This is a genomic window from Pontibacter beigongshangensis (assembly GCF_014332515.1).
Taxonomy (GTDB): Bacteria; Bacteroidota; Bacteroidia; order Cytophagales; family Hymenobacteraceae; genus Pontibacter; species Pontibacter beigongshangensis.
The window spans coordinates 80,338-101,424 of the sequence record NZ_VFSD01000011.1 but is presented as its reverse complement, the minus strand read 5'-3'; the positions used below and the strand labels follow the sequence as shown (position 1 = coordinate 101,424).

Here is a 21,087-nt window from a genome sequence, read left to right as displayed (position 1 = left end):
GCAGGACCAGGAAGCAGAGGCCATAAAACAGAAGAGACTGCTCCCGGAGCAGTCTCTTCTGTTTTATTTAAAATATGCCGCTTTATCGTTTCCGCAATACCTTCATGTCAAAAATCAGGATCGAATTGCCAGGGATAGAGCCGGAACCACGGGGGCCATAGCCCAGATGGGAAGGAACAAATAAACGGGCTTCTTCCCCCACCTTCATCAGTTGCAGGCCTTCGTCCCATCCTTTTATAACTCTGCCAGCTCCTACCGTTACACTAAACGAGGAACCACGGTTATAGGAGTTGTCGAACTCGTTTCCCCAGATGTTGGTCCCGATATAATGCACGTCGGCTATTTCGCCCGCTTTAATCAAGTCTCCGGTGCCGGGGGTCACGTTCAGGTAGTACAGCCCCGATTCGGTTCTCACCACCTTGGTCGTATCTACATTGTTTGCCCGGAAATACTGCCTGATTACCAGCTCATCTTTTAGCTTCTGCCCTTCGGTGTCGAACACATACGGGTTTTTGGGCTCTTTACAGGCAGAAAAGGAGGCGGCCACAAGCAGCAGAAAGAGCGCTTTGGATAAAATGCCTTTCTTGCTGAAATTGGTTAAAAAGGGAAATGTACGCATATTCAAAAATTGTTATTGTTTCTCTACATCAACCAGCTCAATGTCGAAGCGCAGGATGGAGTTGGCCGGCATGTCCGGGCCTTGCTCACGTGCGCCGTAAGCTAGCGGCGAAGGAATAAGCAACGTGGCTTTGCTGCCTTCGTTTAGCTGGGCAATGGCATCGTCCCAGCCTGGTATCACTTGTCCGCGGCCCAGCGGGAATTTAAAAGGATCGTTGCCTTCAGACGTTTCGAGCTGCTTGCCGTTCAGGTTAGAAAGCTTGTAGTGCACCGATACCAGGTCGCCGGCTGCTGCCTGCGGGCCCTGGCCGGCCTGCGTTACGGTATAGTATACACCAAGTGGCGATTTCTGCACGTTAGTTAGCTTCTGCTCCTTCACATAGTTCTGGATAATGGTGCTGTCGGTTTTCAGCTGGGCAACCATGGCGCTGTCAGTTTTCAGGTTTTGCAGCATTTCGGCGTGCTCCTGTTGCTGCATATCCTCCATAACTTTTTGCTGATAGGCCTCTGCCTCTTCGCGGTTCATCACACGGTCTACCTTAACAAAGTAGGTCAGGTCGGAGCCTTGCTTGATAAAAGGAGGGAGCGGCTGCTTGTAGGTGTGCGCGAAAAGCGAGTCGGCGTTGATCTTGAACACGGCGCTGTCGCCGTCAGAAAGCATCATCAGGGCTTCTTCGAGGCCGCCTTTCATACTTGGCTCCACGATAGGCAACATGGCCGGGAAAGCCGGTTTCTGCGTGCGGGTGTCTACCAGCACAGAGTCTTCGGCGTTTTTCAGCGTCATGTGGAAGGCGATGATCTGGCCCATGCGGGCGCCGGATGTGTCTGCATCGGCCACTTTGCCTTTTGCCTGGTACTCGCCTTTGTCGTCCAGCTCATAAATTTTGTACTTCAGCCCGTTTGCCGATGTCTGAAATTCGTCTTTTTTGTTACATGCCTGGAACAACAGGGCACCAGCTACAACTGGCAACAAAAGTTTGGTTTTAAATAGCATTGTGTATAGGTTGAAAATGATTTGTTTACTTGGTGCTGTTCAGCAGTTCGTTTTTGTAGAGGGGGAGCAGGCTCTCAAATTTTTTCACCGTCGCCTCCAGCGATTCATGCGATATGCCGCCGGCAGCATTGCGGTGTCCGCCTCCGCTGAAATTCTGGCGGGCAAACTCATTCACCGAAAAAGTGCCCACCGACCGGAACGACATTTTTACGGCCTGGCCACGGTCTATGATGATGGCGGCAAACACAATGCCTTCAATCGTCAAGGCAAAGTTAACCAAGCCTTCCGTGTCGCCTGTTTTAGAGTCGTAGGCTTTCAGCTCGTCGGCTGTAATGGCAAAATACGCGGTATTGTACTCATGCAGCACCACCAGCTTATCTTTTAAGGCATAACCCAGAAAGCGCAGGCGCAGTTCCGAGGAGCTGTCGTAGATTAGGCGATGCACATTGGAGGTATTGACCCCGATCTGGAGCAGGTCGGCAATGATCAGGTGCACGTTTTGGGAGGTGCTCGGGTGGCGGAAAGAGCCAGTGTCGGTCATAATACCGGCATAGAGGCACTCCCCGATCCGAGTGTCGATCAGGTCTCTGTCGCCCATGGCTTTTATCAGGTCGTAAACCAGTTCGGCAGTGGCGGCGGCGCTGCTGTCGGCGTAGTCGAGGTCGGCAAAGTTCTCCGGCTCCAGGTGGTGGTCTATGAGTACTTTGGTGCCCTTGGCCTCCCGAATATACTCTCCCATCTCGTGGATGCGCGAGAGGGCCGAAAAATCAAGGCAAAATATTACCTGCGATTCAGAGATGATCCGGCGCACCAGCGTATCGTTCTTCTCAGAATATACCAGCACCTCGTCGTTGCCTTCCATCCAAGCCAGAAAGCTGGGGTAATCGGAAGGGGTGATCACCGTAACCCGGTGCCCTTTCTTTTTCAGATAACCCGCCAAACCCAGCGAAGACCCCAATGCATCGGCATCAGGCTTGTGGTGTGTGGTGATCATCACCTCTTTAGGCTCTTTTAAAAGCTCTTTTAGAGCATTAATATCGTGCATACTGCAAGTTATAACTCCTCTGATTTATAAGGAAATAAGGTGCGAATTTGGGGAAAAATAACTTCTAATGCAATTAAATTGCGGTGGCACATGCTGTTTTATAAGCTCCCAAAGGCAGGCGAATATATAAAGTAAAGCCGGAAAGTAGGTGACAATCCGTAGAATTCACTACTTTTGCAGCGCAATTGGCAAGGCGCTAAAACAATATATAGACCTAATATTATAAGAGCAACAGAAATGGCAGCAAACAAGACATTTACCATGATTAAGCCCGATGCAGTGGCTGAAAACCATATTGGCGGCATCACTAAAATGATAGAAGAAGGCGGCTTCCGTGTAGTGGCTATGAAAAAAACGCAGCTTACCGAAGAGCGTGCCGGAAAGTTTTATGAAGTGCACAAAGAGCGCCCGTTCTATGGCGACCTTGTAAAATACATGTCTTCCGGTCCTATCGTGGCCATGATCCTGGAGAAAGACAATGCCGTAGAAGATTTCCGTAAGCTGATAGGCGCCACCAACCCGGCTCAGGCCGAGGAGGGCACTATCCGTAAGGTGTATGCCAAGTCTATCGAGGCAAACGCCGTACACGGTTCCGACTCCGATGAGAACGCACAGATCGAAGGCGATTTCTTCTTCTCTGCCGACGAGCGTTTCTAGTCAGAAATAATTATTTAAGAGGCCCGCTGAGCAACGTTGTTCGGCGGGCCTTTTTTTGGACCTTATTTCCGAATTAACCCACCTCCATGAAAAAAAATCTTTGCGTTACTGCTGTGGCCAGTCTGTTGCTGTTCAGCGGCTGCCACACGGCAGATCCTGAACCAGACTACTCCGGTATTCAGAGCCTCAGCTACACCATCACAGCCAAATCTGACCTGCTGCTCAGCTCCGATGCCGTTTGGGTGTATCCTACCTTTTTCCTCGATCTGGTTCATGTAGATGTCAACCTGCAGGGCGGTGAGCAGGTGGTGGTGTATCTGTCGGATGAGAAAGGGAGATACAGCAAGAAGATCGAATTCCCGGCCGGAACCGGCGATTATCAGGCTATCATAAACTTTTCGGGTATGCCCAAAGGTATTTACATGAGCGAAGTGCACCTGGCCGATAAGGTAAGCCGGTTCAGGTTAATAAAAGCGGAGTAGCGATATGAGAGCAATTCTTACTTTTCTGGCTTTCACTATTGCGGCCTTCGCCCATGGGCAGCATATAAGTTGGGGACTCGCGGGCAGAGTGGGGGTAGTAGCCACCAACACCTCCGCCGAAAAGCCCATTTACGCCCGTGTTTCAGGCACTGATTATGATTATAAGCCAGGGCTGCAGGTGGGCGCAGGCGTTTGGGCTGCCATACCGGCAGGCAACAGAGGAGCCCTGCAGTTCATGCTGCAGCCCACAGTCAGCCGCCAGCATGCCGGAGAAATACATGTGCTCGACCAGAACAGAAACTCCATGGCCGATGCCAAGTCTGTTAACTTCAGCGTGGCAACGGGCATCAGCGGCGTTTACCTGCATCACCTATCAAGCCAGGTAGCTGTAGGGGCAGGAGTAGGCGCTCACCTCCTCCTCTTTACAAAGACGAAAGTGTATCTGGATGGCGCACTTTTTTATGGAGGAAAAGACGTGATTGAATCCTATGACAACCATACCTACAGGCGCTTGCCTGTGTATCTGCCGCTGGAGCTGCAGGTAAAGCTTACGGAGAAGCTGGCGCTTGTGGGGCAGTTTCAGGTTGGGGTGAGCAACAGGCTGGCAGCAGCCGAAACAGCTTTTAAGGAGCGGGACCTGGCGCTGCAGATAGGCTTAAACTACAGCATGCGGTAAAATTTTCTTGGCGTAGAAGTTTTGAGCAGCAGCAGAAACTCTGAAGGGCATTTTTTATTAGAATAATTTATAAAGCCGTATAATCCGGGAAATCCAAATAATCTGTGATTTAATTAAAAAGCAGCGGCAGGCCCTGTTACAGAGCCTGCCGCTGCTTTTTGAATGTCTTTGGCTTCCTTACCGTGGAATGACAAATTGCTGCCCGGGCTTTATCAGATCCGGGTTGGAGCCGATGGTGGCCTTGTTAGCCTCGTATATTTTCTTCCAGGAGCCGGCATCGCCATAAAACTTCTTGGCAATTTTCGAGAGCGAATCGCCACTCGAAACCGTGTAAACATCCTGGTTAGGAGTGTTTGGTGGAGAAGCCGGTTGCGCGGGGGCAGCGTTTGGCTGCTGAAAACCTTTAGCCGGTGCAGGCTTTGCAGGCTCTTCTTTTCCTTTCTTAAAAAAATCACTCAGTCCCATATATAAAATATTTTAAATCAAACATGTTTTTTAAACCTGCCAGGCTAAAGTCCTGTTGCGTACCTGTTTAATACGCCAACTGTCTCAGTTAGTTCTAAGAAGTGGCTGCTTTCAGGATTTAGGTGCCGACATCAACTTCTTAACTTGATTACCCGTAATCAAACCATCCTGCACAACTTTAGCGGGTAGGGTAAGGTACTAGTATAAAAAACTTTAAGACTATGGAAAATATGAAACCTAAAATGAGCCAATGGTACACTGCTGCGCTCGCGTTGCTGATGCTGGTGCTGGTAAGCTGTGGCGGAAACGAGAAAGTAGGAACCGAGAACATGATATCGGGGAGCAGCAGCAAAACCTGGAAAGCCGACAAGGAACTGACTGCCACTGGCGACAAAGACAAGCTGACAGGTGAAGAGAAGGCGGAAACCATGCAGTTTTATTCTGATGGCAGATTTGCCCTGGGCGGCGGCGGTTCGCTGCAAACAGGCACCTGGTCTTTTGATCAGGCGGCCAAGCGGCTTTCGCTCCAGTTTCAGGGGACAGATGTTTCCGAAAATTTTGATGTGGAGCAGCTAACCGAAAAGGAAATGCGCCTGGTAGCCAGAGACGGCTCTAAAATGGAATTGAAGGCACAGTAAGCGGAGTGAGTGAATGGGTAAATAAGTGAATGAGTAAATATTCAAGTTGAAACAACAGCGGCTGGCAGGAGTGCCGGCCGCTGTTGTTTTTTTAGGTGAGGAAACAAACAAGGAACTACAGCAGCTATATTTGCCTCTTGAGGGGCTGTTTCATTAGCATAATTGGTTATTGTGCTGATGTGCTAACCAGAGGATTGTTTGTTGCTGAGTGTGGAATGTTTAAATTACTTAATGGTTGATTTCCCAGTTTGAAGATTTGCACATGAATAAACAGAACAGACTTTACAAACAATCAACTTTTCTCTCATAACCATTTCGAAAGGCGATTATCTGAAATCAAGCATCTAATAGCTAAGTCACTTGGCCAGGTGCCGGAGAGTTTTAGCAGTTGTCCTTCGCCTTGCGGTCTGCCGGCTGTGGCTGTTTAGGATCGCTCATAAACAGTTTCGGCAAACTGCTTTGTTGCCTGCCGGGTTTCGGCTTTGCGCTCGAACATGCCCATGTGGCCGGTTTCTCCCAAAAAATGCACCGTGCTGTAGTGTGGCAGGTGGCACTGCTCCAGCGCTTTCTCCAGTGGCACGGCCCCGTCTTCTTTCCCGAAAATAAACAGAACCGGGCATTTCAGCTCCTGCAGCACCTTGCGCCGGTCGGGGCGGTCGCGCATGGCGGCCAGCGCGCCGGTCACCGCTGCCTGTGGCGTCTGCTTTCCGATAGTTTTCATCAGCTCGATGTCGCTTTTCAGCCGGTCGCGGTTGTCTTCGTAAAAGAGCGGTGCTATAAAGGGCTCTATAAATTTGTCGACGCCGTGCTGCTCCACAAACTCAATCGTCTTGTTGCGGTTTTCCTTTTTCTCTTCGGTGTCGGGTAGGGCAGAGGAGTGGAAAAGACAAATTCCCTGGAGCTGGGGCTCGTATTTCTCAGCAAATGCCATACTCACGTAGCCGCCCATGGAGTGCCCCACCAACATGCACTGCTGCACGCCCAGGTTGTCGAGCTGCTGCTTTACGTTATCGGCCATGTGCTCCATGCTGTAGCTGCTTATGTTTTGCGTGTTGCTGCCATGGCCCGGCAGGTCCAGCGCAATGACTCTGTAGTGCTGCTGCAACGGTTTCGTGAAATCTTCCCATACCTGCTTGCTTTCGCAGAAGCCGTGCAGAAAAACCAGTGTGTCGCCGGCACCATTATCTGAATAGGTTTTATTTTCCATAGTTTTCTTCATGATGTTTTAAATTTAAGATAATTCCGCAGAAAAGGGAGTGGCCTGTATAGGGTTACTCTAAAGGCAGGTCTATGGTTCGGGCGGGTCTATGATGGTCTCACGAAACGTTGGCCCTATTATTCCCGCTGTTACGCCCCCTGCGAGGTTTGCACAAGCTAGATTATTTGAATGTAATAGGCCCTCCAGAGGCTCTGCTACTCCTGATGCTACACAACAACAACAGTTACTAAATAAAAGAACCGCCAGCGCTTCTGCAGCACTGGCGGTTCTAAATCTATAAATCAAAACTGATCAAGGAGTTTTGAGATCTACTCCTCATGTCCTTAAATCTTCACCTTCACTCTAACCGCCACCATCTCACGCATGGCACGCTCAATAGCAGCCGGGTCGAAACCGGCTTCGCGGTGAAGTTCCTCCTGCGAACCGTGCTCAAATATTTTGTCGGGCATGCCGAGGCGCTTTACCTGGGCCGTGTAGCCATTGTCGACCATAAACTCCAGGACGGCACTGCCGAAGCCGCCTTGCAGGCAGCCGTCTTCCACGGTAATCACTTTATCGTATTTGCTGAAGATGTGGTGCAGCAGTTCCTCGTCGAGTGGTTTGGCAAAGCGCATGTCGTAGTGGCCAGGGGTAATGCCTTCGAAGCTTAGTTTGTGGCAAACCTCCACGGCATAGTTGCCGATGTGGCCAAACGTGAGCAAGGCCACTTCTTCACCTTCCTGCACGGTGCGGCCTTTGCCAATTTCTATCAGCTCGAGCGGGGTGCGCCATTGCGGCATAACGCCCTCGCCGCGTGGGTAGCGAATGGTGAATGGTCCTGCACCATCCTGCGTGGCTGTAAACATGAGGTTGCGAAGTTCCTGCTCATTCATGGGAGCCGACACCACCATGTTGGGGATGCAGCGCATAAAGGCAATGTCGTAGGCGCCATGGTGCGTAGGACCATCTGCTCCGGCAAAGCCGGCACGGTCGAGGCAGAAGACCACGGGCAGGTTTTGCAGGCATACATCGTGCACCACCTGGTCGTAACCGCGTTGCATAAAGGTGCTGTAGATGTTGCAAAACGGAATGAGCCCCTGGGTAGCCAGTCCGGCGGAGAATGTAACGGCGTGCTGTTCGGCAATGCCCACGTCAAAAGCGCGGTCGGGCATGGCTTTCATCATGATGTTGAGGGAGCAGCCAGACGGCATGGCAGGCGTTACGCCCATTACCTTAGGATTCTGCTCGGCAAGCTCCACAATGGTATGGCCAAACACATCCTGGTACTTAGGTGCCTGGGGCGTGTCGTAATGCTTTTTATAGATCTCGCCGGTAATTTTGTCAAAAAGGCCGGGCGCGTGCCATTTGGTCTGCTCTTTCTCGGCCTGGGCGAAGCCTTTGCCCTTGGTTGTGAGAACGTGCAGTATCTTAGGCCCCGGAATATGCTTCAGGTCGTTCAGCACCGAGGTCATATGATGAATGTCGTGGCCATCTATCGGTCCGAAATAGCGGAAGTTCATGCCTTCGAACAGGTTGCTCTGCTTCAGGAGAGCTGCCTTTACGCCCGCTTCCACTTTAGAGAGTATTTGCTGCGCATTAGGGCCAAACTTGCTGATCTTGCCAAGAATGTTCCAGATCTCGTCGCGCATCCTGTTGTAGGTGCGGGAGGTGGTAATATCGGTGAGGTACTCGCGCAGGGCGCCCACATTAGGGTCTATGCTCATGCAGTTGTCGTTGAGCACCACCAGCAGGTTGGCGTTGGCAACGCCGGCGTGGTTCAGGGCCTCAAAGGCCATCCCACCCGTCATGGCGCCATCGCCGATTACGGCAATGTGCTGCCGCTTGCTTTCACCTTTGTACTGCGAGGCTACCGCCATGCCCAAGGCTGCCGAAATAGACGTGCTGGAGTGGCCCACGCCAAAGGCATCGTACTCGCTCTCTTTGCGCTTCGGAAAACCGGAGAGGCCGCCATACTTGCGGTTTGTATGGAAAATATCCCGCCGGCCGGTCAGGATCTTGTGGCCGTACGCCTGGTGGCCAACGTCCCATACCAACTGATCGTAAGGCGTGTTAAAAACGTAATGGAGTGCTGTTGTGAGTTCTACCACCCCCAGGCTGGCACCAAAATGCCCGCCATGGATCGAAACCACGTCTATGATGTATTGCCGCAGTTCCTGACACACTTGCAACAATTGCTCTTCCTTCAGTTTCCGGAGGTCGGCAGGTTTGTCTATGGAGGCAAGCAGCTCTCCTGGTTTAAGAATCATAGAATTGTCTTTATAGACTTCTAACAATTTATTTCAGCAAAAGTTTGCTTGTACGCCAAGCTCTTTTACAGCCTTGTTCCAACGCGCGGGTTAAAAGAACAAGTTCTGAAAAAAAGTTTCTTATTGCCAAAATGTAAAGTTAAATAAATTTAACAATACGGCCGCTTCAAAACTGTCTTTCCTGCTGCTGTACGTTTCTGCTTCACTTGCCCCGGTTGGGTATTGGCATACCGGTGGGCTAACAAATGTTATCTGTATACAGGCCTTTCTATCAATTTGTTCGGGAGACGAATGTTGAAGGAACTCCGGTTAAGGCCAGACAAGGAGCCCACGTTATCCTGAAAATACTTATTTTTGTGTGAAGTGTGGCTTGTTGCACTTGAAATTATAGCTATAGAAGTGAGTTTCGAGATAAAATTACCGTTGTTTGAGGGGCCGTTCGACCTGTTGCTCTTTTTTATCGAGCGTGATGAGCTGGATATACATGACATTCCTATCTTCCAGATTACAAATGAGTTTGTGGGCTATATCCGGCAGTTGGAGAAGCTGAACATAGAGGTGGCCAGCGATTTTATCCTGACGGCGGCCACCCTGATGCGCATAAAGGCCAAAATGCTGCTGCCCCGCACTGAAAAGGACGAAGAAGGAAACGAGATTGACCCGCGCCAGGAGCTGGTGCAGCACCTGCTGGAGTACAAGCGGTTTAAAGACATTATACCCGACCTGACGACCATGGAGGAGCAGCGGCTGGCACAGGAGAACCGGGGCAACATACAAGAGGAACTGCAGCAGATCGCCAATGCCAACCACTTCGAGTACGAGCTGCAGGACCTGAGCCTCTACAAGATCATGCGTGTGTTCGACAAGGTCATGCGGCGGTTCGAGGAAGAGCAGAACCACCCGCGGCACACCGTTATTACTTACCCCTATACCATAGAAGATCAGAAAAACTATATTCTGAAAGCGGTAAAGGAGCGAACTCGCATGACTTTTTCGGAAGTTATCGCTGCTTTCCCAGACAAGATCGGGATGATTTTTAACTTCCTCGCCATACTGGAGATGCTGCAGCTCAACCTGATAGGCGTGGAGGTTGGCGGTGAGTTTAACGATTTTGCCATTACGGTGGCTGCCGGAGACGCCAGCCAGGTAACCGAACTGCTTTTGTAGGATCACGTTATACTGTCAACCGGCCCGGTTGCCAATGTTTCGCTTTTCAGAATCTTTTAGTTTTTTTGCCTGCCACTTGCTGAACAGCTACTGACGGAGGCAAGTGACCAGTACACCTTCATGGACCAGAATCGAAAGACAATACTTAAGAGTTTCAGCCCTGTAAAAGTCCTGATCCCGGTGCTGCTGGGCCTGGCGGCTACTGTCTGGCTTCTTCTGAAAGACGACCAGCTCACCGAACTGAAAGGTATTACACAGGCACACCTGGGCTGGTTGGCGGCGGCCCTTGCAGTGCTCCTGATCCGTGACCTGGGCTATATGTACCGCATCCGGAGCCTGACCGATAAGTTCCTGAGCTGGCGCAACAGCCTGGATGTGATCGTGCTCTGGGAGTTTGCTTCAGCTATTACCCCCTCCGTGGTGGGCGGCACGGCTGTGGCTACCATCATCCTGAACAAAGAGGGCATCCCGCTAGGCAAATCGTTGGCCTATGTTATGTTCACGGCGGTGCTCGACAACATGTTCTTTATTATGGCGGCGCCGCTGGTGCTGCTGGCTACCCAGGGCGAGGTTTTTCCTACCTTCAACCTGGAACCCTCTTTTGCAGCCAACCTCCGGATGGCCTTCTACATCAGCTATGCACTCATCGCGGTGTATACGTTCATCATGATCTATGCCCTTTTTGTAAGGCCGCGCGCCTTTAAGTGGCTCCTGCTGCGTATTACGTCCTGGGGGTTTCTGCGCAGGTGGCGGGTTAATGCCTTCCAGCATGGCAACGAGATTGTGTGGGCTTCGCAGCAACTCAGAGGCAAAGACTTTAATTACTGGGCGCGTGCCATTATTTCTACCATATTTGTATGGTGTGCCCGTTATTTCCTGCTCAACTGTCTGATTGCCGCTTTTACGGATATTACCTTCGGGGAGCACATGCTCATTGTGTCGCGCAACCTTATTTTCTGGATCGTGATGCTGGTGGCCATAACGCCTGGTGGCGCAGGCATTGTAGAGATGGCTTTCCCGAGCTTTTTCGGCAGTTTTCTGGGCCGTTTCAGTACCATTGTGGTGGTGCTCTACCGCCTGATCACGTACTATCCCTACCTGCTGCTGGGCTCGGTGTTCCTGCCCCGTTGGCTGGCAAAGGTGTATGGCAAGTCTGCAGCGGAGAAGGAAATGATGAAGTAATGTTCAAGACCTCACTGCGTCTTTCAGACCTGTGAGTATCTGGGCGAGCGGGAGAGAAGGCTGCGCAGCAAATTATTTGAATGAAAAAGGCCCTCCGGAGGCTTTTTAAAGACACAGGACACAGGACGTAAGACACAAGACTTGTTGCTGATTGATATTTTCCGGTCCATCTTCAAATTTCGAGATCAACCATTAAACAATTTAACAATCAGCAATCAACAACCAGAAATAATTCGAATGAAAGTGGCCTTTCGGAGGCGCTTCAGCTCTTGTCGCTCCTGCCGCAGTTCTTTTTACCAATGCATCACTCATGAAAGTAATTATTATCGGAGGGGGAATAGGTGGTTTGTGCGCGGCCATAGCGTTGCAGCAAGCTGGTATGGAGGCAACTGTGTACGAGGCGGCGCCGGAGCTGAAACCGGTTGGGGCAGGCGTAGGCCTGGCTGCCAACGCCATACAGGGGCTCTCCAGGTTGGGCGTGGCCGATGAGGTGGTGGCGCGCGGAAAGCAACTCATAGCCCTCACCATCTTCGATGAAAAAGGCAAAGTGATCAGCGACATGGACACGCGCCCGCTGAGCAGAAAGTACGGCATCAACAATTTTGTGATCCACCGGGCCGACCTGCACGAGGTGCTCCAGCAGCACCTGCAACCCAGCACCCTTTTCCTGAACAAGCGCTGCCAGCACATAGAGCAGCAGGGCGAGCAGGTGCACGTTACCTTCACCGACGGCACCCAGGCCACTGCCAACCTGCTTGTGGCGGCAGATGGCATTAATTCAGTAATCAGGCGGCAGCTGCTGCCCCAGCGCCTGCCGCGCTATGCCGGCTACACCTGCTGGCGCGGCATTGTAGAGAACCCGGGCGTGCAGATAAACGACACGATCTCTGCTGAAACCTGGGCACCGCAAGGGCGAGTGGGCATTGCGCCGCTGCAGGGCAATACCATCTACTGGTATGCCTGCATCAATGCGCCAGCGCAGGATCCACGCATGGGCCAGCTCACGCCGGTACAACTGGCGGAGCATTTCAAAGATTTGCCGCCTGCCGTGCCTGCTATCCTGGCGGCCACCAGTCCTGAGAAGCTGATCTGGGGCGATATTGGTGATCTGAAGCCGCTGCAGCAGTTTGTGTTCGGGCGTGTGGCCTTGCTGGGCGATGCGGCGCATGCCACCACACCCAACATGGGCCAGGGGGCCTGCCAGGCCATAGAAGATGCCGTGGTGCTGGGACAGTGCCTGCAGCAGGCGCAGGATGTTAGCGTTGCCTTAACTGATTACCAGAAGCGCAGGGTAGCCCGAACGGCAAAGGTTATCCGGCTCTCGCGCCTGTTGGGAGAGGTGTCGCAGTGGGAAAGCCCCTGGCTCTATCGCAGCCGCAACGCACTGTTCCGGCTCGCACCCAGATTTATGACGCAGCGCCAGATGGAGTGGCTGTATCAGGTGGATTTTTGAGGATAATTAATCTTTGAATTTGTTAAAGTAAGATAGATCAACCTCAAAAATAATCCTGGGCCTAAGCCCAAGCTCCACCTTTTCGAACATTTTAATAAGTTTCTGCCCATCAACCAGCTCAATCTGGGGAGCACCTTCTCTGTTCGCTTCTTTTATAGCTTCGATAGTAAATGTGCCGGTCGTCATGATGATTCCTTTCTCTGCCCTGCCAATCATAGCGTTCCTGAAATCTCCTACCTGTGCTCTGGATACTGATCCTTTGTATCTTTTGCACTGAAACAGGACCTTGAAACTAACAAACGGGTTAATTTCCAGAACCCCTTGCCCATCTATGCCTCCATCATGTGAGCCGCCTTTTACTTCTACGTTTTCAAAGCCATGTTCCCGTAGCAGTTCTTTGCAAACTCTTTCAAAACCGGAAGGAGAAATATTTTGGAGAACATCAAGCAGGTTCGTTTCGGCTTTAAGCTCTACCTCTTCAGGAGAAAGCTCTGCCTGCTCTAAAATAACGTCAGCCTTGTTTTTATCCTTTCGTGCCTGCTGATTTATCTCCACCCATTTTAAAAATAGTGCGTGCGCCTGGTCATAAGTCAGGTGGGTTTCTTTACCCTTTTCTGTAAGCTTCCAGGTGCCCCTTACTGAAGAGTCGAGCAAGCCTTCCCATGTAAGATATTGCCGTGCCCAAGCAACTTGATTATGAAACCTATTTGACCCGGACTTAAGCGTCTCATCTAAAAAAGCATCATCTAAATTAAGCATTTCTGCAATTTTGTTAGAGACCTCCTGTGGCTTGCCTGAATAGCCAAGTTCACGAAGCGCATCAAGCAATGGCCCAAACCATCGTACAAACTCAGCCTGTTTTTTCTTTTTTACCACTTAAACAAGAATCTCAAGTCAGCCTTTATTTCCCCCTTTTTCTGAACAAACCTTAAGAGGTATTAAGAGCTATGGAAGATGAAATAGACAACATTGAAAAAACGGGTTGTTTTAACCCTAATTCGCCCGCTTCAGGTACCTGAACAATTCGCTGTCTGTAGACACCACGATGCTGGTCTGCTCGTCGAAAGATTTTTCGAGGGTCTCCATGGATTTCAGGAAACTGTAGAGCTCTTTTGTTTGTGCGTTGCGGTTGTAGGCTGCAGCGTAAATAGAGGTGGCTTCTGCATCGGCCCTGCCCCTGATCTGCTCCGACTCACGCACGGCCTCCGACTGGATTTTGGCCAGGTCGCGCTCCTTATTGCCCTGAATCTTGCGGGCCTCGCCCTGGCCTTCGGAGCGGAACTGGTCTGCTATGCGGTCGCGCTCGCTTTTCATGCGGTCGTACACCCGGTTGCGCACCTCGTCCACATAATTCATTCGCTTAAACCTGAAGTCCAGGATCCGGATGCCCAGGTCTGCTGTTCGTTCGTTGGCTCTCTGTAATATCAAAGCTTCAATTTTCTCTCTTCCCACGGTTATCTTCTCCAGCACTTCGAGGTCTTCCATGTATTCTTCTGATACCTCTGGCTCACGGTTGGAGGAGCGCACAATGTCGAGCAGTTCGTGGCTGGCGATGGCATTCCGGGTCTCACCGTCCAGAATATCGTCGAGCCGCGACTGGCCCGAGCGCTCGTCGCGGAGGCGGATAAAAAACTGCAGCGGGTTGGTGATCTGCCAGCGGGCGTAGGTGTCTACAAATATAAACTTCTTGTCTTTGGTGGGCACCTGGTTGGCATCGCCGTCCCACTCCAGAAAGCGCTTGTCGAAGAACTGCACCTTCTGCACTATCGGTATCCGGAAGTTGAGGCCGGGCTGGGTGCGGGGCTCGCCCACGGGCTTGCCAAATTGTGTTACAATGGCCTGCTGTGTCTCATCCAGCACAAAAAAGCTGCTAAAGACCAGCGTTACCGCTACAAAGGCCAGCACAAGGTATATTATTCTGGAAGTTCTCATGGATTGCTTTTGGGTTGCTGTTGTTGTCTTTGCTGATCAAGGTTTAGCAGCGGAAGCACATTGCTGCCACGTTCGTCTACTATTACTTTGTTTCCTACTTTAGGCAGGATGCGCTCCATGGTTTCGAGGTAGATGCGTTTTTTGGTTACCTCCGGTGCCTTGGCATACTCCTGGTACAGGGAGGTGAAGCGGTCGGCCTCGCCGGTGGCGCCGTTTACCCTGGTCAGGGCGTAGGCTTCTGCCAGCTGCACTGTTTCTTCGGCCTCGCCACGCGCACGCGGAATAATGCGGTTATACTCCGACTCGGCCTGGTTAATAAGTGTTTCGCGCTCCTGCTGCGCCTGGTTTACGGCATTGAAGGAGGGTTTTACCGGGTCGGGTGGGTTCACATCCTGCAGCACGACCTGGTCTATCCGGATGCCATTTTCATATTCCTCGCACATTTTCTGGAGCAGCACCTCCACGCTGGTGGCTACTTCCTGCCGGCCTACCGTCAGGACCTCGTTCACGGTGCGGTCGCCCACGATTTTGCGCATCGCAGACTCCGACATGTCGTGAAGGGCTTTCTCGGCATCACGAACCCGGAACAGGTAGTAATAAGAGTTGACGATGCGGTACTGCACCACCCACTCCACGTTGGCCAGGTTCAAGTCGCCGGTCAGCATCAGCGACTCGTCTGCAAAGTTTTTGCCGGAGTACTGCGTATTGTTGTTGCCCACATTGGCCGTCCGGAAACCGAACTCCTGCTTGAGCTGCCGCTGCACCGGTATTTTGTACATCTTTTCTATCCCGAAGGGCAGAATAAAATTAAGGCCGGGCTCTACGGTGCGGTTATACTGGCCCACATACAGCACTACGCCTTCTTCTTCGGGGCCAACCGTTTTGATAGAGGTGAATATGAGTACCAGCAGAAAAAGGCCGAGCAATACTTTCTGGAAATGCTTCCGGAAAAGGTACATATAATACTGGAACTGGTAATTTTCATCTGACATGGGTGTCTTAGCTGGTTTACTTTGTTGATGATGGGAATCATTCTAAGATAAGGCTAAAGGATAAATATTGCTAGGGTTACATAAATAAAATGAGGTAAGGGAAAAGCGGGTATACGGAAACGTACACAGTTTTCATCTGAGAACAGTTTCAGAATGCTACGCGGAAGTGGAAACCTTAAAATCAGAAATTAGAAATTCAGGATTCGAAATTACGGAAGGTGCCTTTTAGGCTGCAACCACCCTGAGAATCCTGAAATCCTGTAAATCGTTGTGGGTAGGGTGCCTATAGAAAGATTCAGACAAAAAACCTGATACCTGGCCTCTATTATGTAGCGTCTAGCATCTAAAAAAGCCTCTGGAGGGCTGTTTTCATTCGAATAATGAAGGTTATTCTAATAATTTTTTACAATCATTAGCAACTTGAATATCAATTGATTATAAAAAACATATAGTAGTATATCATCTGATTGAAGGAGAGTTAAAGAGTTGGTTTCTGCTAATAATATGGTCTGGTTCAGCCCAAGACTAACGATTTTTAAATATTGTTAATCTTTTGTATACTTTTATACAAATTGTTTTTGCTCAGACTATTTATAAGCCATTAAATCCCAGCTCTTTTACCTGATATGCATACTGATGTTTGTTTTAAACAACTAATTATCAATCAATTGGCGTCCTTATAAAATTATCAGAATAATGTTTAATTTCTGCTTGTTGATTGCTGATTGTTAAATTGTTTAATGGTTGATCTCGAAATTTGAAGATGGACCGGAAAATATCAATCAGCAACAAGTCTTGTGTCTTACGTCCTGTGTCTTTAAAAAACCTCCAGAGGGCCTTTTTCATTCAAATAATTTGCCCGCTGCTCACTTACAAACCCATGTGCCCGGAGGCAGAGAGTGTCACATGGGCAAGACTACATTTCCATACGCATGGCAGATCCTAAATCGATGTCCTCAATGTATGGGTCCAGCACAGCGACAGCACTGGCAGATTTCTTAAACGTGCTGATAACCTGAGCTTCCTTTCCGGCCCAAAGCTCCACAAACAGCCCGTTCAGGGAGTAAAGCGTTACCTGCCACCCGTTGTAGGTACGCTGGCCGAGCATGGTGCCATCTTTTTCTAACGATTCTGTTTGGCTTCGGAACGGGAGCCTTTCGAACATTGAATATTCCAAGATGCTTAGTTTGGTTAGTTGGTTATTAAGAAGTGTGGCCGTTGCGAAATAGTTTCATCCCGAACTTATTTGCAAATGAACAAGATGATAAATAAGGAAAGCTGCCCCGTTACCGGAGCAGCTTTCCTTGTTATTGTAACTATGGTTGTTACTTTTATACCAGCTCGTGCTTGATCAGGTATTCTGCAATTTGCACGGCGTTGGTGGCAGCCCCTTTGCGCAGGTTGTCGGCCACGATCCACATGTTCACGGTGCGCGGCTGTGTTTCGTCCAGGCGAACGCGGCCTACCAATACTTCGTCTTTGCCATGGGCATCTTTCGGCATCGGGTACTCCAGGTTTTTCACGTTGTCAACCACTTTTACACCTTCTGTCTCGTTCAGGATGCGGTAGATATCGTCCAGCGAGAAATCGTTCTCAAACTCTACGTTCACCGACTCAGAGTGGCCGCCCATTACCGGAATACGCACAGCAGTAGCTGTTACCCGGATAGAGTCATCGCTCATGATCTTCTTGGTTTCGAGGATCATCTTCATCTCTTCTTTGGTGTACCCGTTGTCCTGGAACACGTCGATGTGCGGCAGCACGTTCAGGTCGATGGTGTATGGGTACGCCATATCGCCTTGCTTGCCGGCACGCTCGTTCATGAGCTGGTCCACGGCATTTTTGCCAGTGCCCGTTACCGACTGGTAGGTGCTTACCACCACGCGCTTCATCTTCAGTTCTTCGTGCAGCTTGTTGAGGGCCACCACCATCTGGATGGTAGAACAGTTCGGGTTGGCAATAATTTTATCGTCTTTTGTCAGCTCTTTGGCGTTGATCTCGGGCACTACCAGTTTTTTGGTAGGGTCCATGCGCCAGGCCGAGGAGTTGTCTACTACCACAATGCCAGCTTCTGCAAACTTGGGAGCCCACTCGGAGGAGGTGCTGCCACCGGCAGAGAAGATCGCAATTTGCGGGGCAGCCGCGATCGCGTCCTGCATCCCGATAACCTTTATCTGTTTACCCTTAAACGCCATCTGTTTCCCAACAGATCTTTCTGAAGCAACCAACAATAATTCATCCACCGGGAAGTTTCTTTCTTCCAGCACTTTCAAAATTTCGCCGCCAACAAGTCCTGTGGCGCCTACAACTGCTACTTTCATGTTTAAAGTTTATAAATAAATAGATAAATGGTTATTGTGTGTTAATGTAATTTATGTGCTAATAGTTTAATGTGCTCCCGCATTGATGGCAGATTGATAGATTTCTGATATTAAATGTATCAGAAATCCTGCTTTTCTGCTTTTGGTAATCTTGGCACCAAAATAACACCGGCTCCCGTAAAAGTCTCAAAGTATCCTGCTTTCTCTTGTTAAGCTGGTTTGAGTGCCCTGGTTTGTGGTACAAACTGCCTGAGCCATGGCCTGTACTTCCTGCCCCCTCCTGGGCAGTGGGTGCCGACGCCGCATCCTTACACGAGGTTGCAAAGTAAATAAGTTTTCATCACAATTCTGCATATGAAACAAACTTTACTCATTCTCTTTCTGCTATTTCCATTTTTATCGAAGGGTCAGCTCCAGGAAAATTTCTCTGACGGCAACTTCACCCAAAACCCCACCTGGACTGGCAACACCGGCAGCTTTCTGGTAAACACGGCGGGGCAGTTGCAAAGCAACGGGCCCGCCGTAACAGGCACCACCCTAACCCTCTCCACATCCCTGGAGGCTGTGACGGGCACGGTATGGGAATTTTGGGCAAATCTGCGCCTGGCCACCTCGTCTGGCAACTATGCCGATATTTTCCTGATCTCCGACTCCGAAGACCTGAGCGGCAGCAACAGCGGCTACTTTGTGCGCATTGGCGGCACCCCCGACGAGGTGAGCCTCTTCCGAAAAGACCGTGGCGGCAACCCGGTGTATGTGATCAACGGGCAGGACGGTACCATCGGGAGCAGCGCCAATAATGTGGTGCGGGTGCGGGTAACCCGCAGCGTGAGCCAGGAGTGGCACCTGGAGATTGACCTGACGGGGCAGGGACAAAGCTACGTGAGCCAGGGCACCGCTACCGATGCCACTTACACCCGCTCCGGCTACTTCGGCCTGGTGCTGCGCTACTCCTCTGCCAACAGCCGCAACTTCTACTTCGACGATTTTTCTGTAACGGATACTGCTCCGCCTGCCTTAGAGGCCGCCCAAACAATGAGCCCAAACCAGTTGGAGTTGCGCTTTAACGAGCCACTGGCCCGGCAGGATGCTGTCAACCCGGCCAATTACACCCTTAACGGCAGCATGCATCCCACCAGCGCCGCCCTCACCGCGGCGGGTACGGTGCAGCTGCAGTTTGAACAGAACTTCAGCTCCGGCGCCAACATCATCAGCATCAGAAACCTTTCAGATTATTATGACAATGTGCTTCCGGAGCCGATCCGGAGCAACTTTTCTTTTGCACCGCCAGCGGGGCTGCCGGGTTACAACGAACTGCTGATTACCGAGATAATGGCCCGCGAAACACCTGCCGTAGGCTTGCCTGCCCAGGAATACATAGAACTCCACAACCCCACCAACCGGGTACTGACACTGCAGGGAATCCGCTACTCTGATGCCACGACCAGCACCACCTTGCCTAATGTGCAGCTGCAACCGGGTGAGTATGCCGTGGTGGTGCCGAACAGCCAGGTCACGAACTTTGCGGCTTTTGGTAGGGTCATCGGCATCAGCAACTTTCCGAGCCTGAATAACACCGGTGAGCTGCTGCAGCTCCGCCAGCCAAACGGCCGCCTTATTTTCGCGGTCAGCTACAGCGATACCTGGTACAAAGACAACGTAAAACGCAACGGGGGCTGGAGCCTGGAGATGATTGATGTAAACAACCCCTGCACCGGCCTCGACAACTGGACAGCTTCTGCCGATCCTCGCGGTGGTACGCCTGCTCAGCCGAATTCTGTTGCAACTTTAAACCCTGATAACACGCCGCCACAGCTGCTCAGCGTTACAGCCACAGCCCCCAACATGCTGCTGCTCCGCTTTAACGAGCGGCTCGACAGTGTACAGGCGGCCAACCGTGGCCGCTATAGCCTGAGTCCGGCGGGGGTGGTAAGCCAGGCGCAGGTGCAGGGGCCGCTGTTCACGGAGGTCGTGCTGCAGCTGGCGGCCCCGCTGCAGGAGCTGCAACGGCATACATTGTCGGCAACAGGCATCGTGGATTGTGCCGGAAACCTGAGCCATCAGCCTTTGCAGGCCACCTTTGCCTTGCCCTCGGCTCCTGCTCCCGGCGATGTGGTGATAAATGAGGTGCTCTTTAACCCGCGCACGGGCGGTGTGGATTTTGTGGAGCTCGTGAACCGCAGCAACAAATACCTGAACCTGCAGGGCTGGCAGCTCGCCAACGTCAGCAACGACAGCATCGCCAGCCTCCGCACCATCACCACCACCAGCTATGTGCTGGAGCCGGGGCAGTACGTGGTGCTCACCTCTAATCCTGAAAACATTAAAATGAATTACCCTGCCGGCCCCGAAGAAACATTTCTGCGCATGACCAGCCTGCCGGCTTACCCCGATGCGGCCGGCACCGTAGTTGTGCTGCAACCCGATTCCCGCATCGCCGACCGCTTCGACTACAACCAGAACATGCACTTCGGGCTGCTCGACGACCTGGATGGCGTGTCGCTGGAGCGGATACGGCTGCAGGGGCCTACTACTGCTGCTAACTTCCATTCGGCTGCCAGTGCGGTGGGTTATGCCACCCCGGGCTACCTGAACTCGCAGGCACAGGAGCAGCTGGCCGTGGCCAGTATCTTCAGCGTAGACCCAAAAATATTTACACCCGATGGCGATGGTCTGCACGATTTCACGACCCTCAACTACAGCACTGATCAGACTGGTTTTATGGCCAACATCACGGTTTTTGATGAGCGGGGGCGGGAGATACGGAAACTGGTGCGGAATGAGCTGCTGGCCACCAACGGCTTCTTCCGTTGGGACGGCCTGCGCGAAGACGGCACCAAAGCCGCCATAGGCTACTACCTGCTCTATATCGAGCTCTTCGACCTGAACGGCCGCAAAAGTGTGCACAAGGAGAAGGTGGTGGTAGGGGGAGTGTTTAATTAGCTAAGAGTGAATTTGCGCTGGTCATTCATTTTTAAATCTTCACATCTTCAAATTAAA

Annotated in this window: 19 protein-coding genes; 8 read left to right on the top strand and 11 right to left on the bottom strand. The window is 51.2% G+C overall.

The features are described 5' to 3' along the window. Window positions 1-82: 82 nt before the first annotated feature. From FJM74_RS10695 to FJM74_RS10685, 3 genes are read right to left on the bottom strand one after another with little or no spacing between them, the layout of a single operon-like run. Window positions 83-619: an FKBP-type peptidyl-prolyl cis-trans isomerase gene (locus tag FJM74_RS10695; protein WP_187262589.1), complete on the bottom strand. Its 537-nt coding sequence runs from the start codon at window positions 617-619 to the stop codon at window positions 83-85. Window positions 620-631: 12 nt separating this feature from the next. Beyond that, entirely contained in the window at window positions 632-1,612 is a 981-nt protein-coding gene (locus FJM74_RS10690; RefSeq protein ID WP_187262588.1) for an FKBP-type peptidyl-prolyl cis-trans isomerase, read from the bottom strand. 25 nt (window positions 1,613-1,637) lie between these two features. Beyond that, window positions 1,638-2,657 (bottom strand): DHH family phosphoesterase, encoded by a 1,020-nt coding sequence (locus tag FJM74_RS10685; RefSeq protein ID WP_187262587.1) that lies wholly within the window; start codon window positions 2,655-2,657, stop codon window positions 1,638-1,640. A 237-nt stretch (window positions 2,658-2,894) separates the two neighbouring features. Between FJM74_RS10685 and FJM74_RS10680 the strand changes: the two genes are divergently transcribed. The 3 genes from FJM74_RS10680 (at window position 2,895) to FJM74_RS10670 (ending at window position 4,472) form a co-directional block, all read left to right on the top strand. Then, a complete protein-coding gene (locus FJM74_RS10680) occupies window positions 2,895-3,314 on the top strand; it encodes a nucleoside-diphosphate kinase (RefSeq protein WP_187262586.1) in 420 nt (139 codons plus the stop codon). Between the two features lie 86 nt (window positions 3,315-3,400). Next, complete coding sequence (locus tag FJM74_RS10675) at window positions 3,401-3,796, top strand: hypothetical protein (RefSeq protein ID WP_187262585.1); 396 nt, start codon at window positions 3,401-3,403, stop codon at window positions 3,794-3,796. 4 nt (window positions 3,797-3,800) lie between these two features. Continuing rightward, window positions 3,801-4,472 (top strand): hypothetical protein, encoded by a 672-nt coding sequence (locus FJM74_RS10670; RefSeq protein WP_187262584.1) that lies wholly within the window; start codon window positions 3,801-3,803, stop codon window positions 4,470-4,472. A gap of 177 nt (window positions 4,473-4,649) precedes the next feature. Here FJM74_RS10670 and FJM74_RS10665 read toward each other — a convergent pair whose 3' ends face one another. Next, the gene (locus tag FJM74_RS10665; protein ID WP_187262583.1) at window positions 4,650-4,937 is read right to left on the bottom strand and encodes a LysM peptidoglycan-binding domain-containing protein; all 288 of its coding nucleotides are present in this window, start codon (window positions 4,935-4,937) and stop codon (window positions 4,650-4,652) included. A 221-nt stretch (window positions 4,938-5,158) separates the two neighbouring features. Here FJM74_RS10665 and FJM74_RS10660 point away from each other — a divergent pair, with 221 nt between their 5' ends. After that, complete coding sequence (locus tag FJM74_RS10660) at window positions 5,159-5,575, top strand: hypothetical protein (protein WP_241739068.1); 417 nt, start codon at window positions 5,159-5,161, stop codon at window positions 5,573-5,575. A 424-nt stretch (window positions 5,576-5,999) separates the two neighbouring features. Here the strand turns inward: FJM74_RS10660 and FJM74_RS10655 are convergent, their stop codons facing one another. Further along, on the bottom strand, window positions 6,000-6,794 hold the full coding sequence (locus FJM74_RS10655; RefSeq protein WP_241739066.1) for an alpha/beta fold hydrolase: 795 nt from the start codon (window positions 6,792-6,794) through the stop codon (window positions 6,000-6,002). Between the two features lie 323 nt (window positions 6,795-7,117). Beyond that, complete coding sequence (gene dxs / locus FJM74_RS10650) at window positions 7,118-9,040, bottom strand: 1-deoxy-D-xylulose-5-phosphate synthase (RefSeq protein WP_187262582.1); 1,923 nt, start codon at window positions 9,038-9,040, stop codon at window positions 7,118-7,120. A gap of 399 nt (window positions 9,041-9,439) precedes the next feature. Here dxs and FJM74_RS10645 point away from each other — a divergent pair, with 399 nt between their 5' ends. The 3 genes from FJM74_RS10645 to FJM74_RS10635 all read left to right on the top strand — a co-directional run bounded on the left by FJM74_RS10645 (window position 9,440) and on the right by FJM74_RS10635 (window position 12,842). After that, the gene (locus FJM74_RS10645; RefSeq protein ID WP_187262581.1) at window positions 9,440-10,207 is read left to right on the top strand and encodes a segregation and condensation protein A; all 768 of its coding nucleotides are present in this window, start codon (window positions 9,440-9,442) and stop codon (window positions 10,205-10,207) included. A 120-nt stretch (window positions 10,208-10,327) separates the two neighbouring features. Beyond that, window positions 10,328-11,389, top strand: coding sequence for a lysylphosphatidylglycerol synthase transmembrane domain-containing protein (locus FJM74_RS10640; RefSeq protein WP_187262580.1), 1,062 nt, complete (start codon window positions 10,328-10,330; stop codon window positions 11,387-11,389). A gap of 310 nt (window positions 11,390-11,699) precedes the next feature. Next, window positions 11,700-12,842, top strand: a complete 1,143-nt coding sequence (locus FJM74_RS10635) for an FAD-dependent monooxygenase (RefSeq protein WP_187262579.1) — start codon at window positions 11,700-11,702, stop codon at window positions 12,840-12,842. A gap of 6 nt (window positions 12,843-12,848) precedes the next feature. Here FJM74_RS10635 and FJM74_RS22655 read toward each other — a convergent pair whose 3' ends face one another. The 5 genes from FJM74_RS22655 to FJM74_RS10610 form a co-directional block, all read right to left on the bottom strand. Further along, window positions 12,849-13,718, bottom strand: coding sequence for a restriction endonuclease (locus tag FJM74_RS22655; RefSeq protein WP_187262578.1), 870 nt, complete (start codon window positions 13,716-13,718; stop codon window positions 12,849-12,851). A gap of 117 nt (window positions 13,719-13,835) precedes the next feature. Next, window positions 13,836-14,774, bottom strand: a complete 939-nt coding sequence (hflC, locus tag FJM74_RS10625; RefSeq protein ID WP_187262577.1) for a protease modulator HflC — start codon at window positions 14,772-14,774, stop codon at window positions 13,836-13,838. After that, window positions 14,771-15,766: an FtsH protease activity modulator HflK gene (gene hflK / locus FJM74_RS10620; protein WP_187262576.1), complete on the bottom strand. Its 996-nt coding sequence runs from the start codon at window positions 15,764-15,766 to the stop codon at window positions 14,771-14,773. Before hflK ends, hflC begins: the two co-directional genes overlap by 4 nt. 916 nt (window positions 15,767-16,682) lie before the next feature. Continuing rightward, window positions 16,683-16,943, bottom strand: coding sequence for a hypothetical protein (locus FJM74_RS10615; RefSeq protein ID WP_241739065.1), 261 nt, complete (start codon window positions 16,941-16,943; stop codon window positions 16,683-16,685). 154 nt (window positions 16,944-17,097) lie between these two features. Continuing rightward, on the bottom strand, window positions 17,098-18,087 hold the full coding sequence (locus FJM74_RS10610) for an aspartate-semialdehyde dehydrogenase (protein WP_187262575.1): 990 nt from the start codon (window positions 18,085-18,087) through the stop codon (window positions 17,098-17,100). Between the two features lie 354 nt (window positions 18,088-18,441). On the opposite strand from FJM74_RS10610, the gene FJM74_RS10605 reads away from it, so the two are divergent. Next, window positions 18,442-21,030 (top strand): lamin tail domain-containing protein, encoded by a 2,589-nt coding sequence (locus FJM74_RS10605; RefSeq protein WP_187262574.1) that lies wholly within the window; start codon window positions 18,442-18,444, stop codon window positions 21,028-21,030. Window positions 21,031-21,087: the final 57 nt, after the last annotated feature.